At 65.1% G+C, this 15,880-nt stretch carries 14 protein-coding genes and 2 pseudogenes; 8 read left to right on the forward strand and 8 right to left on the reverse strand.

Annotated features, from left to right (window positions below; translation table 11 throughout):
* The first annotated feature begins 382 nt into the window (after window positions 1–382).
* Window positions 383–703 carry a DUF736 domain-containing protein gene (locus V5F63_RS26620; protein WP_394016449.1) on the forward strand — a complete coding sequence of 107 codons (321 nt, stop codon included), beginning with the start codon at window positions 383–385 and terminating at the stop codon, window positions 701–703.
* Between the two features lie 75 nt (window positions 704–778).
* On the opposite strand, the gene V5F63_RS26625 is transcribed toward V5F63_RS26620, so the two are convergent.
* Together V5F63_RS26625 and V5F63_RS26630 are read right to left on the reverse strand one after the other, a co-directional pair.
* Window positions 779–1,150 carry an XRE family transcriptional regulator gene (locus tag V5F63_RS26625; protein ID WP_394085312.1) on the reverse strand — a complete coding sequence of 124 codons (372 nt, stop codon included), beginning with the start codon at window positions 1,148–1,150 and terminating at the stop codon, window positions 779–781.
* Window positions 1,151–1,243: 93 nt separating this feature from the next.
* Window positions 1,244–1,567 (reverse strand): helix-turn-helix domain-containing protein, encoded by a 324-nt coding sequence (locus tag V5F63_RS26630; protein WP_394085313.1) that lies wholly within the window; start codon window positions 1,565–1,567, stop codon window positions 1,244–1,246.
* Window positions 1,568–1,894: 327 nt separating this feature from the next.
* Here V5F63_RS26630 and repC point away from each other — a divergent pair, with 327 nt between their 5' ends.
* From repC to V5F63_RS26655, 5 genes and pseudogenes are all read left to right on the forward strand, one after another.
* Window positions 1,895–3,094: a plasmid replication protein RepC gene (gene repC / locus V5F63_RS26635; protein WP_394071880.1), complete on the forward strand. Its 1,200-nt coding sequence runs from the start codon at window positions 1,895–1,897 to the stop codon at window positions 3,092–3,094.
* Between the two features lie 430 nt (window positions 3,095–3,524).
* Window positions 3,525–3,704 (forward strand): annotated as a pseudogene (locus V5F63_RS26640) (hypothetical protein); the annotation flags it as partial.
* A gap of 59 nt (window positions 3,705–3,763) precedes the next feature.
* Window positions 3,764–4,069, forward strand: coding sequence for a type II toxin-antitoxin system RelB/DinJ family antitoxin (locus V5F63_RS26645; RefSeq protein WP_298310029.1), 306 nt, complete (start codon window positions 3,764–3,766; stop codon window positions 4,067–4,069).
* Window positions 4,069–4,362, forward strand: a complete 294-nt coding sequence (locus tag V5F63_RS26650) for a type II toxin-antitoxin system RelE/ParE family toxin (RefSeq protein ID WP_298310031.1) — start codon at window positions 4,069–4,071, stop codon at window positions 4,360–4,362. Before V5F63_RS26645 ends, V5F63_RS26650 begins: the two co-directional genes overlap by 1 nt.
* 267 nt (window positions 4,363–4,629) lie before the next feature.
* Window positions 4,630–4,788, forward strand: coding sequence for a hypothetical protein (locus tag V5F63_RS26655; RefSeq protein WP_298310033.1), 159 nt, complete (start codon window positions 4,630–4,632; stop codon window positions 4,786–4,788).
* A gap of 105 nt (window positions 4,789–4,893) precedes the next feature.
* Here V5F63_RS26655 and V5F63_RS26660 read toward each other — a convergent pair whose 3' ends face one another.
* Both V5F63_RS26660 and V5F63_RS26665 read right to left on the reverse strand, forming a co-directional pair.
* On the reverse strand, window positions 4,894–5,328 hold the full coding sequence (locus V5F63_RS26660; protein ID WP_394071873.1) for a hypothetical protein: 435 nt from the start codon (window positions 5,326–5,328) through the stop codon (window positions 4,894–4,896).
* The gene (locus tag V5F63_RS26665) at window positions 5,325–6,026 is read right to left on the reverse strand and encodes a ParA family protein (protein ID WP_126280900.1); all 702 of its coding nucleotides are present in this window, start codon (window positions 6,024–6,026) and stop codon (window positions 5,325–5,327) included. Before V5F63_RS26665 ends, V5F63_RS26660 begins: the two co-directional genes overlap by 4 nt.
* A gap of 586 nt (window positions 6,027–6,612) precedes the next feature.
* On the opposite strand from V5F63_RS26665, the gene V5F63_RS26670 reads away from it, so the two are divergent.
* Both V5F63_RS26670 and V5F63_RS26675 read left to right on the forward strand, forming a co-directional pair.
* The gene (locus V5F63_RS26670) at window positions 6,613–7,029 is read left to right on the forward strand and encodes a hypothetical protein (protein ID WP_394071872.1); all 417 of its coding nucleotides are present in this window, start codon (window positions 6,613–6,615) and stop codon (window positions 7,027–7,029) included.
* The gene (locus V5F63_RS26675; RefSeq protein WP_394071871.1) at window positions 7,026–9,362 is read left to right on the forward strand and encodes a relaxase/mobilization nuclease domain-containing protein; all 2,337 of its coding nucleotides are present in this window, start codon (window positions 7,026–7,028) and stop codon (window positions 9,360–9,362) included. Before V5F63_RS26670 ends, V5F63_RS26675 begins: the two co-directional genes overlap by 4 nt.
* Window positions 9,363–9,384: 22 nt before the next feature.
* On the opposite strand, the gene V5F63_RS26680 is transcribed toward V5F63_RS26675, so the two are convergent.
* The 4 genes and pseudogenes from V5F63_RS26680 to V5F63_RS26695 all read right to left on the reverse strand — a co-directional run bounded on the left by V5F63_RS26680 (window position 9,385) and on the right by V5F63_RS26695 (window position 15,797).
* Window positions 9,385–10,113, reverse strand: coding sequence for a helix-turn-helix transcriptional regulator (locus tag V5F63_RS26680; protein ID WP_298310043.1), 729 nt, complete (start codon window positions 10,111–10,113; stop codon window positions 9,385–9,387).
* A gap of 639 nt (window positions 10,114–10,752) precedes the next feature.
* Window positions 10,753–11,262 carry an acetone carboxylase subunit gamma gene (locus V5F63_RS26685; RefSeq protein ID WP_213375442.1) on the reverse strand — a complete coding sequence of 170 codons (510 nt, stop codon included), beginning with the start codon at window positions 11,260–11,262 and terminating at the stop codon, window positions 10,753–10,755.
* A 70-nt stretch (window positions 11,263–11,332) separates the two neighbouring features.
* A pseudogene (locus V5F63_RS26690) lies at window positions 11,333–13,665 on the reverse strand (hydantoinase B/oxoprolinase family protein).
* A 41-nt stretch (window positions 13,666–13,706) separates the two neighbouring features.
* Window positions 13,707–15,797 (reverse strand): hydantoinase/oxoprolinase family protein, encoded by a 2,091-nt coding sequence (locus V5F63_RS26695; RefSeq protein WP_246544842.1) that lies wholly within the window; start codon window positions 15,795–15,797, stop codon window positions 13,707–13,709.
* Between the last annotated feature and the right edge of the window lie 83 nt (window positions 15,798–15,880).

A 15,880-nucleotide genomic window follows, 5' to 3' on the forward strand; every position in this document is an offset into this window, starting at 1 on the left:
CCGGCGCGGCGCCGTCGGCGTGATCGACCTGCGTATGCCGGATGTCCGCCAGCGGGTGTGAGCGCCGGCGTCGCGACTGGCAGTGGCCGGGACGGGGGGCGGGCGCTGCGGTGCGGGTCCTGCCTGGTGGGGGCGAGGGCGGGGCATGGCCTGGTGGCAGGGGCTCCTGTGGTCGGTGGCTTCGAAGCCCATCCCCTCCTCTTTGCCGCCTGTGTCCGGGTCTCGGCCGCCTAGTGCCGTCAACCCCGCTGGCCACCCCACGATGCGGGCATCGCGGGGACCCCGACCGGGGGTTCCCCTGCGCTGCGGTGACGACGGCGTCCGGCCCCTTCCTTTGGGCGTCATCGGGGATGGTCCCCGAGCAACCTCAAGGAGACTTCACATGGCCACGATCGCAACCCTCACCCAGAAGGCGGACGGCAACCTCGAAGGCACGCTCGCCACCCTCAACGTCACCGCCCCGATCGCGCTGGTGCCGAACACCCGCAAGGCGAAGGACAACGAGCCTGACTACCGCGTGATCTCGCGCAAGAACGGCTTCGAGCTGGGCGCCGGCTGGAACCGGATCTCGAAGACCACCGGCGAGGAGTACATCTCGGTCTCGCTCTCGGCCCCCGAGTTCGGCACCATCTACGGCAACGTGGCGCCGGCGCCGGGCGAGGATCCCGCCAAGAAGGTCATCATCTGGAACCCCGCCAGCTGACCCGAAGCCGCCGGCCCCGCCCAACAGCGGGGTCGGCGACCTTCTGTTCCCGCGAGCGCCGCCCGGCCAACGCGGTTATCCCGGCAGCTTGCTCGAGCGCGATTGCCGGGCGAGGCGTCGGTCGGCCTGGTTCTTCTTATCGATGGCAGAGACGACCTCGTCATAATCGACGCCGTTCTTCCTGAGAGCACGCCGCGCATCGTCGATCTCGAAGCCGAGCAACTCGAGGACGCTCATATTGAGGCTCGAGGCGATGCGCTCCATTGTCTTCAACGTCGGATTCCCGATCCCCCGAAGGATCGTGTAATAGGTCCCGCGCGCCAATCCTGTCTTCGGCAGGAACGCCTCCATTCCGCCATTCTCGCTCTCGAGCTGCTGGAGCCGGATCGCCAGCATCTCGTTGAGGATGGAGTGATCGACGGGCAGCGGCTTGCGGGCGGGGGGCATGGGAGGGCAGGGGCTCCAAGGCTCAAGATTGAGCCGAGCGGCATGATACAGCAACTCCATCATCTGGTATATTGAATGTTATCGAAATCCTGCCTAACCCCTTGAATCGAGTCGTCTTAAGAGACCTGGCGTCTGCTCCGATTCGAGCTCTGCCGTCGCCGCCGGTCGCGCCAGCAGCCCCGCTGGTTCGACGCCGGCGCGTTCGGCGATCAGTTCGATGTAATCCAGGCTCGGATTCGCATTCGGCGTCATCAGGTGGAAGTAACTTGAGCTCGCCAGACCGAGCTGCGCGGCAAAGGCCTTGCGGCTGAGGCCGCTCGCGCATCGGATCGCCTCGATCGACGCCTGAAAGGTCCGAAGCAGCGTACGACCCTCGGCCGCGTGCGCGGCCTTCCGGCGACAGTCTTTGGTTCTCATCGGCGCGTCCTCGAACATAGAATCCCAAGACGGGCTGCGACCCTCCGCGCAGCCCGACAAGGCGCACGCCAGCACGTTGGACTGACGTTCGACATTCAATATAATGTACGGATTCGGTTTCAACGGAAGAGGTGCGCTCGGACAAAGAAAAACCCGGCAGAGCCGGGTCTCTCAGACGATGGACGGGCCGACGATTGCCGTCGTCAGCGGTGCCCGAAAACACACAAGCATATTAGCCCTCGCCATCCGACAGTTCAAGAGGCCTGCGTTTTCACGCCACGGTCTTTGTTTGCCCCGCGCTCTCGCAAAGAGAGGACGCGAATGCAGATGCTTGGCCAAATCCCAACGACACCCTTCGGGCGGCGGGCGCTGTCGCGCGCCGTCGTCAATACGCAGCGCCTCGTGAAGGAGTGCCCCAACGGCAAACCCGTCCACAAGTGGCAGGTGTTTCGGCTCGTCTGCGAGGCGAAGGCGGCGCTCGACATTTCCGATCGCGCGCTGGCGGTGTTGAACGCATTGCTGACGTTCCATCCGGACACGGTGCTGGTCTCGGGTGCCGGCGACCTCGTCGTTTTTCCGTCAAACAGGGCACTGATGTTGCGGGCTCACGGCATCGCGCCCTCGACGCTGCGCCGCCATCTCGCCGTGCTGATCGAGTGCGGACTGATCCTGCGGCGCGACAGCCCGAACGGCAAGCGTTTCGCGCGCAAGGGCGCCGCCGGCGACGTCGAACAGGCGTTCGGCTTCGATCTCGGCCCGCTCATCGCCAGGGCCGACGAGTTCGCCGCCCTGGCCGAGACCATTCGGGCCGAGCGACGGGCGCTCGCTCTCGCGCGCCAGGCCGTCGCGCTCTGCCGACGCGACATCGCAAAGATGATCGCGACGGGGATCGAGGAGCGCGTGCCGGCCGATTGGCCCGGTCTGCATCGCAGCTTCATCGATATTCTCAGCTCTATCCCGCGCCGTGTGGATCTCGAGGCGCTGGAGCCAATCGCGGAAACACTCGCCGAATTGGCCGCAATCATCCTCACAGCGTTGGAACAACACGTAAAACCAGCGGAATCAGGCGCCACAGAGTCCCGTTCCGAGCACCACATACAGAGTTCAAACACCGAAATCTCGAATGAACCTGAACCTGGCTTTCGAGAAAGCCGGGCGGCGAGGTCGGAGCCAGACCCCAAACCGATGAGGTCGGGGGAAATGGCGTTTCCGCTGGGCATGGTGCTGGAGGCCTGTCCGGACCTCGCCGACTATGCCCGACACGGGATTTCGCACTGGCGCGACTTCATCGCGACCGCCGCTGTGATCCGGCCGATGCTTGGGATCAGCCCGAGTGCTTGGGCCGATGCCTGTGCGGTGCTGGGCGAGGTGCAGGCCTGCATCGTTGTCGCTGCCATATTGCAGCGCGCGTCCGCGATCAAAAGCCCGGGCGGCTATCTGCGAGCCCTGACGCGACGGGCGCAGGCCGGATCGTTCTCGCTGGGGCCGATGCTGATGGCGCTCATGTCTGCCCGAAATCGAGACTGAAATGTTCCGCGCATCAGATGACCTTGGCCTTGGGGACCAGGCCCTTGCGAGGTCCCGCCGGAATTCCGTCGAGCAGGCTCGGAGGCCGCGCGCATGTTGGTTGGTTCCGTGCCTCAACTTTGCGGCCGTTGCGCTTTCCCCACAGACATCGGGAATTCTGATGTCACGTGGTGAGTGAAGCTGGCGGATCCGGGACGGCGTGTCGTTCGCCGCTTCGACGATGTCGAAAACGACCGTCTTGTCCTTGAGTCGAGGTTGTTAACGGCGGCTGTCCAGTCGCGGAACGCGACCGGAGCGTAGCGGAGCAGGCCCGTAGCCGGACCGCGCTTTCATAGAGCGCCGTAGGTACGGCGAAGGGCCTGTGGTCAGGCGCCGCGCGGGGGTGGCAGGCGTCCAATCCGTGTTAGGTAGTGGTGAAGAATGCGATCGATCATGGGCGGATCCAGTTGAGGTCGATCGCACGATCCGGTGCGGACTGCGTGGAATCCGGGGCGAGGTCTTTCTCCATCGCTCCGCCGTGCCTCTGGATGAGGCCGATCTCTCGATGGACACCGATCACGTGCAACGCGATCGGTGGCCCAACGAATGCAAGGGGATGTGCGGTCTGTAGCGGCACTGGCAATCGTCATTCAATTGCATTACATTGCGGCAGGAGGAAGGGAGATCGACATGGCCGCCAATGCCCTGGTTCAGACCCGCATCGACGCAGACGTGAGGGACCGGGCCTCCGCTGTGCTCGAAAGCATGGGCCTGACCGTATCCGACGCGGTACGCATTCTGCTGACCCGGACCGCCAATGAAGGCGCGCTGCCGCTCGAGCTGGTCAGCAACAGCGAGGCGCATGACGCATGGTTCCGCGCAAAGGTGCTCGAAGCACTGGCGGATAGCCGACCCGACGTTTCCGACGACGAGGTCGAGGATCATTTCGCGGCACGGCGGGCGGCAGCCCGGCGCAAGGCCGCCTCGGCCGATTGATGAGGCTTGTCTGGTCCGCCTTCGCGCTCTCCGACCGCGACGGCATCTTCACGCATATCGAGGCAGACAGCCCGAGGGCCGCCATCGCCGTCGACGAGAGGATCGCCGCTGCAGCGCGCCGGCTCGTCGAGTTCCCGGAAAGCGGAAGGCCCGGCCGCGTCGCGGGCACGCGCGAACTCGTGATCTCCGGCACGCCCTATATCGCGGCCTACGCGGTGACCGAGAGCACGATCCGCATCCTGCGTGTCCTTCACGGCGCGCAAATCTGGCCAGAGGATTTCACCGGGAGCTGATACCGGATCCCCGTCTTTGCAGCGCCGGCGCGCCGTGAAGGGAGCCCGGCCGCAGCGTCGAGCCAGGCCGTCTTTCTCTCAATGACCGCCCATCATACCGGCAGTCGGGCCGCGTCAAGGACACGCGGTGCCCCCAATTTTGACGCCGCTGCACGACGACAAAATCGGCTCCCCCACGCGCCGGCGCTGCCGGTCGCTGCGCGATCCCTGACCCGTCCCTCCAACGCCCGGCCGGCTGCCTCCGTCATCAAGACAAAGGAGGTTCACATGACACAGCTTCTCGACATTCACGCCGAAATCACCGAGCTGCGCGCCGAGCTTGCGCACTGCATCCTCACCCGCAAGGAGCGGCGGGACGGGCTCCGGCGCCTCGAAGAACTGCTCGCGGAAGCCGAGCGTCGGGGTCGCGAAGCGGAGGGGGCGTAAGCCCCTTTTTTTGTCAGCGACGGCGTCCCCGGCTGCTTATCCTCGCATGGCGTCCGGGAGAAGGCGCTGGAAGCGGTCTTCGCAAATACGGCGAAGGGCCTGTGGTCAGGCGCCGCGCGGGGGTGGCAGGCGCCCGATCCGTTTCAGGTGATCGTGAAGAATGCGATCGATCACGCGCAGCGGATGGGTCCGCTCTTCAGCTGCGATCTGCCGGACGACGAGGTCGATGGCGTCGGGAAGACGCAGCGCATAAGGGCGTGACGACGAGCGCTCGCCATAGGCATCGAAGGGGTTGCGCGAGATCTCCGGCTTCACCTTTGCCCTGGGCAACGGCCTCGATGCAGCGATCGTCGCCGGCTCTCCCTGGCTGGCGCCGAGCGTCGAGATCGGCGCGTGCGCGCCGTCTTCGTATTCCGGGGTCACGATAACCGGCTTGGAGGCCGGCTCGGCGGTTCCCACGGGGACGAGGCGCTGCGCGCGAAACGCGTCGCGAGGGAGGGCAGGGCGATCAGGGTGCGGGTCTTTTACCGGATCGCTCATGCCGCACTGTCGTCCTGCGTGACGCCCTGGCTAGCGGCGAGCAATTCGCGCACGACCTGATCGGCATTGTAGCGCGCCTTGCGGATCGACTCGTCCTTGTCGCTCATCTGGTAGAGCGTGCCATGTCCGCTCGTCATGGTGCGATAGGTGATGCGGCGGTAGAGCGCGTTGGCGCAGACGGGGACGTTCTCGGCATTGAGATAGGCGAGGACCTCGCGCAGCGGGCGGGTGTTGCGGTCGAGGCTGTCATACTCGTTGAAGAGGACGCGGTGCTGGCTCATCGGCAGCTTCGCCTCGTCGGCGTGCTGCTGGAGATTGCGGATGGTCCGAACGACCTGCGAAGCATCGAAGGTGTGGACCTTGCAGGGCAGAACGACGAGGTCGGCGCGGAGCGCTGATTGAACCAGTACGCTGCCGTAGTAGCCGGGGGTGTCCACGACGACGACGTCATAGCTGTCGAGACGCTCGATCGCCTGCGTCAATGCCTTCTCGTCGGGCGCACGCACCAGATCGACCCCTTCCGGGCTCAGACCGCGCGCGACCGACGAGGCGTGCCATTGATAGGAGGACCCCTGCGGGTCGGCGTCGACGATGGCGGTGGAGTAGCCATGCCTGGCGAATTCGCCGGCGAGGATGATGGCGACGGTGGTCTTGCCGCTGCCGCCTTTGGGGTTGGCGATGGCGAAGATGCTGGGCATGCGTCCCTCGGGTCGATGCGGCAGTGCCGCAATGGCTCACTCCGTTAATGACAACATACAATAAAATAGACAAACGACAACGCTGCAATGATGTCTTGTCGCTCTGTTGGATTCCGTCATTCTGGTGATGCGGCAATAACCGGAGACAGCAATGCGGCCTTGCCGAGGCGGGGCAATGCGGGATTACCGCATTCCATCACCCAGACAATAACGTATTCGCGAAATGCGGCATTGTCTCAAATAGATAGAACGGCAATGGGTGAATGCGTTATGCCCTGGCCTGCCCTGCAGAGCGCTTTGCGGCGTCGAGTGATCCACAAGGGGGGCGCTTCGCGCCATGCGGCCGGTGGATTCATACGGACTGCTCCTGCGGGCGTTGCCGCCCTTTATGCGCAGACTTCTAACATTCAGTGTATTAGATATTGATTGACAAGATACCGGTTTGTGGGCCAAACCCGGGGAGGCTGCTGAACGCAGCCATTGCGCTGACGCGCGCATGCTGCCGATCCTGGTCGGATCGGCAGGAGTTCGGCTCCCGGGTTGCACCCGTGAGCCGGTTCGCCGTGAAGGGAAGGGGAGGCTGGCCTTGGCCCGTTCCGCCGCAATGCCCAGACGCAAGCCCCGGCTGCGGACGGAGCTGTCCGATGCGGATGAGGCGCGCCTCGTCGAGGCGGTCGCGCTGTTTGGACTGCCGAAGGCCGAGGTGGTACGGCGGCTGATCCGGGCTTCGGTGCAGGCGGGACCGGCGCTCTCGGCCGAGAACACCAAGGCGGTCGTCGCGCTCGCCGGCCAGGTCCGCATGGTCGGCCGCAACCTGTCGCAGGTGCTGAAGGCGATCCATCGCGGCCAGGCGGTGCGCATCGAGGACACCGAGCCGGTCTGGCGCGGGCTTCACGATGTGATCGCGGCGATCAACGACGAACTCACCGAGATGACGGTCGCTTATGGCTCGAAACTGCGCCGCGAGGCGCGGCTGACATTGCCGGAGGAGACTGAGCCATGAGCCGCGCGGCGCAGATCGAGTGGTGGGTGGAGCAGGTGGAAGCCGCGCGCCGCACCGTCGATGCCGCGCGCGACGAGCGGCGCCGGCCGCGTCGGTCCGGCGGGCTTGGTGAGGAGCTCAGGCCAAGGGCTGCTCGGGCAGCGCCCGCGCCGGGCTCGACGCCGGCGCATGTGATCATTCGCGGTGCGACGCTGACAGGCGGACTGGATGAGGAGCGGCGGCGCCGGCTGCCGGCGTCGTCCGGCGGCGGCGCAGGACGACAGGCTGCTCCTCCGAGGCCCGGCTCGGCCGCCGCACCCATCGACGGCGGTCTTTCCGGCGGGGGTGGCGGGCAGGGCGGCGGGGGATCGCTCGCCCGCGCCCGGCAGCTCGCGTCGGGCTATCAGCCCGCCGTGGTCAAGGTGCTATCCTACGCGACCGGCGTCACGCGGGCGACGAAGACCGCCCAGTACGCCCAGCGCGAGGATGTCCCGGTCGAAACCCATGACGGCCGGATCCTGTCGGATCGCGAGGCCGTCGCCGACGAGATCAAGGACTGGTCGAAGGATTTCGAGAAGCGCAAGCCCAGCCATGATGTCGTCACCGTCCGCCTCAAGCTTCATGGAGTGGCTGATACGGCCGAGGGGCGTGAGACCTACGCGAAGGCCATCGCCGCCGGATTCGAAGGTCATCGTCATGCCTCCCGCCTCGACCGGCTTCCGTCCGGGGAGATTGAGGCCCATATCGTCACCGCCGCAGCCGGAGGACCGAAGGAGCGTTTCCGTGTTCGCGTGGAGCGGATCGGCACGGCCGAGAACGGCTTCGACCAGAAGCGGTTCGACTACCGATCCGAGGCGGTGATGAAGGCGCGCATCCATGCCGCCGCGGGTATTGCGGAGCATGCCATCTCGCTCGATCCGGGAAAGCCACAGCATGGACGCGAGGGCGTGACCTGGCAGTTGAACAGGTTGGTCGAGCGCCGGGGGCCGCTGGTCGACGATCGCGGCAGAGCCATCGGCGACGTCGCCGCCGCCCGCAACGCCGCGAAGGAGTGGGGCCGCTCGCTGCGCTCGCAATCGCCCCGCGACACGATGCACCTGATGCTGTCGTCGAAAGCTGGCCCCGATCCGGAGGCTTTGCGCCGTGCCGCGCGCAATTTCCTGCACGACCGATTCGCCGATCACCGCTTCCTGTTCGGCGTACATGTCGATCGGGAGAGCGACGGGCACATCCATATCCATGCCGTGATCACGGTGAAGAACGAATCCGGGCAGAAGATCCACCCGGGGCCGAGCGAGTTCCGCGGCTGGCGCGAAAGCTACGCGCAGCATGCGCAGGCGGAGGGCCTCAAGATCGTCGCGACCTCGGCGATGGAGCGGGCGTCGGCGCAAAGCTACGGCGCGCGCGACAAGGCGATCGTCGACGTCGCCGAGCGTCCACGTCCGGCACGCGAAGCGCGGGATCGCGCCTATGCCGGGGACCCGGCCAACCAGCGTCTCATCGACAATGCCCGGCAGCGGATCGCCGCGGCGCGGACCAATCCGATCAGGCTGCCCACCTCCGAGCCCGAGCGGCGTGTGGTCAATGAGAGCCTCAATGCCTGGAGCATGGTGGCGCGCGAGCAGCCCGACAATACTGTGGCGAAGCACATGCTCGAGCGGCTGACGATGGCGGAGACGGTCGGCACTATTCTTCACACCATCGGAAAGCGGGTGGATCATCTCACCAAGGAGGACCAGCACATGGCGATCACGTCGGAGCAGATGGCGAAGGATCTTCGCCTCATGAACGAGGCGGTGTCGCGCACCGGCGACCTCCTCGATGGCGAGACGAAGCAGCAGTTCCGGGAGACGTCGGCGCGTTATCTCGAGACGCTGGCCAATCGCGTCGACCTGCAGCGCGCCCAGGAAAATGGTGCACGGCAGCTCTCGCGATCCGAGGTCGAGGCGATCGCCGGGCCCAATGCGGATCGGCTGATCGCCCACGCCCAGCAGGTTCGCATAAAAGAAGATCGAGAAGCGGCCTCGGCCGAAAGGCTGGCCGATCGCGCGATCGAAGCCGAGCGGCGCCAGGAAGGCCGGGGCGGGCTCGACCCGCAGTCGCAGCGCGAGCTGACGGCCGAGAGGGCAATCGTCCGAGGCTCACAACAAGCCGCAGCCCGCGAGGCGCGCGAGGCCGCCGCTGCCGTTGAAGCCGCGCGTGTTCTCGCCGAGCATCCCGCGCAGCCTTTGCCGCAGACGCTGATCCAGACGGACGCGCTGGCGCAGCTACGGGCCGAGCAAGAGAAGATCGTGCGGGAGATCGAGGCGGAGCGTGCCGAGGCCCAATCCATCAAAGGGCAGCGGACTACCTGAACATCACACACTCTGCTTTTGATTAGCGGAGTAATTTGCTGCGAAGCGCCATCGCAATTGCGTGAGGCTTATTGACCGCGCCGAGCTTCTCGCGGGCGGAGACAATGTGTTTGGTCACGGTTGACCGCGAAATCCCGAGGATGACGGAAATCTCCCAGTCGGTCTTGCCCTCGGATGCCCAGAGGAGGCAGTCGAACTCTCTTGGCGTAACCTTGCCAATGAGACGCTTTCGGCTCTCCTTGTAGTGCAGGAGATTGCCGACAGCGTAGTTTGCGACGAAGCTCAAGGCGGCGCGGCCTTCTGCGCCAATGTCGGCATGGCACCCGCCGAATGAAACGGCAGCGACGCGCCCGTCAAGCATCGTCACCGGGACGACATATCCGACCCGAAGGCCAAATTCAGATGCCTCCCCTTGGATCAGCGCGACATCCTTTGGAAAATCGCAGGAGGTGTACGCCTCTTGCCAATCAAAAGGGTTTCGATCGTGCTGCAGCCGATGAACGATGGGATCGCGAAAGACGTAGCCTCGGTCGTTGTAGCGTCCAGCCCATTCCAAGGGAAACCGCTGGAACAGGATCCGCGACTTGATCTCCTCTGGTGACACGCGGGCAGAGGGTACTACCCCACCGAATAGCGTGCTGAACCCATAGTCGGACGCAATCTCCATCAAGCACTGCTCGACTTGGCCCGCTTCGGTCGAGCGTTCGACACGTTCAATGAACTGCCAGGTCTGGTCGCGTGCCTCGTTCAACTGCCATTGCCCTCTGCAGATAGAACTGAAATCTGCGTTGGTGGTGTTCGATCGATGCCATCTCAGCCCAACGCGCCGCGCCGCTGTCTGGTCATGGCATCTGTCCGGTTGGACGGTGTCCCGAGACTTGCAGGTGTCGATCAGTTCTCGTTGTCCAGACGAGCAGCATCCTTCGCGGTAAGAGGCTGGAACGTGGGACGGTGCCGTTTGAAGCGTGACCGCACGGGTGAGCCGTGCATGACTAAGAGCCGACTATCCCGGCTCAGACTTTGACCCGTGTTAAAGAACGCCGTCCAAGAAGCGCCCGGCAACAAGGTCTGTGGCTTGGGGGCGCGCCACGCGCCGCGCACTGCCAGCGGTTCGCCGCCATATTGTCTGACGAGATGGCGCGCTTCGCGCTTCCGGCCTCTCGATAGTTGAAGCGCACTGGAACGCCCCCGATCCTGACGGGCCGAAGATCGCCTGTCGATCTGCGCAAGCGGGATCGGGCATGGCGCGTGTAGAACGCCATGCCCGATCGTCGTCCCATTGATGTCCGAAAAGCCCGGACGGAAATCGGTGTTCAGCGTCTTCTGGCTATTCCCGTGCCAGACTGATGCGGCCATCAAGCTCGTATCGAGCAGGCGGGAGCTTGCGGCCTCAGGCCGCCTCAGCCCGCTCTGGCACGGCCAGGCCGAGCCAGTCCTTGTAGAAGGTGTCGATGTCGGGCTCGAAGTCGCGGATCACCGGATACCAGGGCGTCGGCGCCTCGACGTCATGGAGCGTGCCGCATTCCGGGCAATAATATTCGCGCAGCACCTGCCAGGTCGAGGTCTGCGCCATCAGGCGCGGATAGATTTCCTCGAGCTTCTGCTGCGTATCGCGAACATGGACCTTCGCGAAGAGCTTCCAGTTCTGGCGCCAGTCGCAGAAATCATGGCCGCATTCGCAGCGGATCTTCCATTGCTTGTTGTCCTTGCGCTGGACGATGTAGAGCTTCGGTCCGAGCGGCAGCACGATCCTGTCGTCCCAGGGCACGCGATCCTGCAGGATTTCCATGTAGGTGACGAAGCGCCCCGGATCCTTCGGCGTCGAGAGCATCTGGTGGAGCGTGTCGTGATCGATCTTGCCGTCGACCAGATCGGCGATCTTGGCGCGTGTATAGGCCATGGTGTTCCTCCGTGTTTTCTATGATTGGGAGCGTCGGGGCACAGGCGCCCGGCCTGTGCCCGCCTGCGGCTCATTCCTCGACGAACTGGACAGTCTTGACGTCCGGCAGCTCCGACACGTCCATGTGGTAATGCGAGCCGTAATGGGGGATGCCGATCTCCTCCTCCAGCAGCTTCCAGTCTTCGGGAAGGTCCCAGAACGACTTGAAGTCGGAGAGGAATTTCGGGCCGAGCTTGAAGGACGAAGCGAACATCTGCTTGACGTGGTCGCCCGCCCCCTCCTTGGCCAGGATCTTCTGCCGCTCGCCCTTCATCCAGTCGCGGGTCGGCACGGACTGGGCGATCCGCTCCTTGCGGACGGCCTTGCGCCGCGCATCCGTCGCCGCGCCGTCCAGCGCGAAGGCGCCGTCGGCGGCCTTCGTCACCACCACGCCGTAGACCTGGGAGGCGAAGCGCTCGATCAGGTAGCCGCCATTGAGATCGTCGACCACGCTTTGGGGTTCGCGGTCGATCGGATCGCCGAAGCCGGGTCCGCCGCGCATATAGTTGAGATAGAGATCGTAGTCGGCGAACATCTCCTCCGTCGTGATCGCCTGCTTGTCGCGCTTGATCACGGCATCCTTGATGAGGCCGTCCCAGACCGGGTTCTCGGGGTCGGTGTCGCCGCCGAGCGGGATCGGCGCTCCGCTGGCGATCAATTCCTTCAGCCCGGTCTGGTGGGCGGCGAAGCGGTAGCCCGAGGCTGCCGGATAGCCGCCCATCAGCCCCCAATCCGAGGACATGTGGCCGTTGCCCATGAAGAACATGGTCCAGTCCTTGGCGTTCCAGACCATGCGCAGGCTCTCGAAGCCGCAGCCGCCGCGGTACTTGCCGGCGCCGCCCGAGGATGCCTTGATCTGGCGGCCGAGATAGACGAGCGGCTCGGCCAGCTCCCAGATCTCCATGTCGCCCATGTCGCCTTCCGGATTCCAGATGGCGGCGGCGTGCGACAGGCCGTCATGGACGGCGGTGGCGCCGGTGCCGTTGGCGGCGCATTCGAACGAGTTGACGGCGTGAATCTCGTCATACTGGTTAAAGCCACCGCCCTGGAGCCAGTTCGAGGTGTTGGCGTTGCCGGCGTTGACCTCCTCCAGATAGCCGCGCCCGTAATAGGAGCGTGACAGCCCGCGCCAAAGCGCCGTCCAGGCCGAGACCAGGAAGTGCCAGGAATAGGAGAAGGCGACGCGGCGGTCGTCCGGGTTCATCCAGGTGCCCTTGGGCAGGCGGAACTCGGTGCCGTAGGCCGCCCCGTCATTGATCATCTCGGAGGGGATCAGCGTCTGCGTCATCATCACCCAGATGCCCGAGGTGAAGCTGACCTGATGGGCGTTGTAGGTGTGCCAGCCCCAGCGGCTCGATCCCTCGAAGTCGAGCCGCCACGTCCCGTCGCCCCGGATCGTGATCTCGGAGGGTGCGTGCATGATGGTGTCGAGCTTGGCGAAGTCCGACGGGACGCGCACGTCGTCATGGGCATAGGGCACGTCGACGAAGCCGACCTGCCGGTAGGTGCCGGGAATGGTCATCGCCTTGATGCGGTTCTGAAGGCCGACACGGCCGTGCTCGACCGCCTCATAGGCGAATTTCCAGTAGTTCTCGATGCCCTCCTCGGCGATCACCTCCTCGACCAGCTTGCGGATCATGTGGCAGCCGGCGATGCGGGTGCGCTCGTCCAGCATCCAATAGCGCGTGGTGCGCACCATGCGCTGGCTCTCATGCAGCCAGTCGCGGAACAGCGTGTCGTTCTCGCCGACCCTGCGGCAGGTGATCTGATAGCCGTCGCCGAAACGCTGCACCTGGCCGGTGGACATGGAGCCCGGGCCCACCGAGCCGGTGTCGATGACGTGGGTGACGCCGCCGACCCAGCCGATCAGCTCGCCCTCCCAGAAGATCGGCACGATGGTATGGATGTCGCAGGGGTGGACGTTGCCGATCAGGCAGTCGTTGTTGCAGAAGATGTCCTTGTCGCGGACGCCGGGATTGGACTCCCAGCCGTTCTCGATCATGTATTTGATCGCCGCGCCCATCGTGCCGACGTGGATGATGATGCCGGTGGAGGTGAGGATGCTGTCGCCCGCCGCGTTGTAGAGGGTGAAGCAGAGCTCGCCCTCCTGCTCGACGATCGGCGAGGCGGCGATCTTCTTGGCGGCTCGCGAGCGTCGACCACGCCGGCGCGAAGCCGCGAGAACAGCTTGTTGTACTGGATGGGCTGGCTGTCGCGCAGCTCCATCGTCTTAAGGCCGGCATAGTGCTTCGTCCGCTTCGTCGCCTCCATCAGGCGGTCGCGGTGCTCCTTCAAGGTCTCGCCGCCGCGCACGATGCCGCGCGTCGCGCCCTCGATGTCCTCGGATCGAACATTGACGTTCATGGCTCTGTTTCCTCAGTTCGTTGTTATGGGAGGGGCCGCGCTTAGACTTCCTTCAGGTGGAAGAGGCGATGCCCGTCGAGGAAGGTCTCGAAGCCGTCCGGGACGACGAAGGTGGTCGCGTCGGATTCGATGATGGCGGGGCCAGCGACGCGGTTGCCCGGGCGCAGGGACTCCATCCGGTAGAGCTGCGCATCGACCCAGCGCTTCTTGCGGTAGAATTTGCGCGTGCCGAGCTTGGCCTCTTCCGGCGGGGTCTCGCCTTCGAGGGGCTCCTTGGGGATCTTCGGCTTCTGGATCGGCACGGAGCCGCGCATGATCGCGCCGGTCACCGAATAGCCGAGCTCGGGCGAGCGGGCCGAGGCGGCATAGACCCGCCCGTAGGTGGTGTTGAAGGCATCCACCAATTGCCCCCAGTCGTCCGCCGTATCGGCGGAAGGCAGCGGCGATTCGATCTCCAGATCGTTGAGCTGGCCGCGATACTGCATGCGATAGCCGGGCTGCAGCGTGACCTGATCGGCGTCGTAGCCGTTCAGCTTGAACTCCTCGAGCACGTTGCGGGTCAGCTCGTCCCAGGCCGACTGGAGCGTCTTTGACGCCTGCTCCTGCTGGCCGGCCGGCGCGTCGGGCGCGAGGTTGATGTCGAGCGACTTGTCGTAGCGGTATTCGAAATCCGCAGCCGCGCAGCCGAAGGCCGAGAAGCCCGCCGCCCAGGCGGGAACGATCACGTCCTCGAAGCCGAGCCCCTCGGTGTAGCCATAGGTGTGGACCGGCCCCGCGCCGCCATAGGAGAAGCAGACGAAGCTCTGCGGCGAGTAGCCCTTGGCCGAGATCATTGAGCGCAGATAGTCGCGCAGGTCGGAGTCGAGCAGCTCGATGACGCCGGCCGCGGCGTCCTCGACCGACAGGCCGAGCGGGTCGGCGACCTGCGCCTTGATGGCATCCACCGAGCGCTGTCGGTCGAGCTTGACCGCGCCGCCGAGGAAGTTGTCCGGGTTCAGATAGCCGAGCACCATGTGGCAGTCGGAAATCGTCACCGTCTCGATGCCGCTCTCCTTCCAGCACACGCCGACGCGGTAGCCGGCCGAATCCGGTCCGAGCTTGATCGCCTTGGTGTAGGGGTCGAGGCGGATGAAGGAGCCGGCCCCGGCGCCGACCGAATCCATCGCCACCAGCGGCAGCGACAGCACGAGCCGGGCCATGTCCGGGTCGTTCTTGATGGTCAGCTCGCCCTGGGTGATCAGCGCCACGTCGAAGGATGTGCCGCCGATATCCGAGCAGGCGATGTTGCCATAGCCCAGCACCTCGCCGAGATATTTGGCACCGATGACGCCGCCGATCGGGCCGGAGACGATGGTGCGGGCGAGTTCCTTGGCCTTCCAGGAGATGGTGCCGCCATGGGTCGCCATGACGCGGAAGTCGAACTTGGTGCCGTGCTCCTTGAAGGCGTCGGAGATCTTCTTCAGCGTCTGGCGCGATGGCTCGGCCGCATAGCCTTCCAGGATGGTGGTGTTGGTGCGGTGGGTCTCCTTGCGCACCGGATAATAGTCCGCCGAGGCGAAGACCGGGATCGCCTTGCCGCTCTTCGCGATCTCTTCCGTCACGATGTCGCGCACCCGGCGCTCATGATCGGCGTTCTTGTAGGAATGCAGCAGGCTGATGACGACGCCCTCGACATCGGCGGCGATCAGATCACGCGCCGCCTGGCGGGCGCTCTCCTCGCGCAGCGGGATGACCACCGTGCCGAACATGTCGATCCGCTCGACCACGCCGCGCGTCAGGTTGCGCGGCACCAGCGGCGGGTCGTAGCGGTGGGTGTTGAGGTGGATGCGGTCCTCATAGGCGTAGCCGAGATAGCACTGGATCGCCCGGCCCATGCGGTGGAAGTCTTCCATGCCGCTGTTGACGATGAGGCCGCATTTCAGGCCCTTGCGCTGGACCACGCGGTTCAGCATCGCGGTGCCGGAATAGACGCCGGTCTGAAGACCCTTCAGGCCGTCGCCGAGCGAGAGGCCCCAGGCGCCCAGGCCGTCCTCGCTTGAGGCGATCAGAGCCAACGCTTCGTTTTCCGGGGTGCTTTGCGCTTTGCCGACGACGAAATCGCCGTCGGAATCGACGAAAAACGTATCCGTCATGGTGCCGCCGGCATCGATGCCGAGCACTTGCACGCTTCTACTGTTTGGGGCGTGGATGTTCACAGGCGTCCTCCAGCTTGAGG

The sequence above is a fragment of the Xanthobacter wiegelii genome (assembly GCF_043193855.2).
Taxonomy (GTDB): domain Bacteria; phylum Pseudomonadota; class Alphaproteobacteria; order Rhizobiales; family Xanthobacteraceae; genus Xanthobacter; species Xanthobacter flavus_A.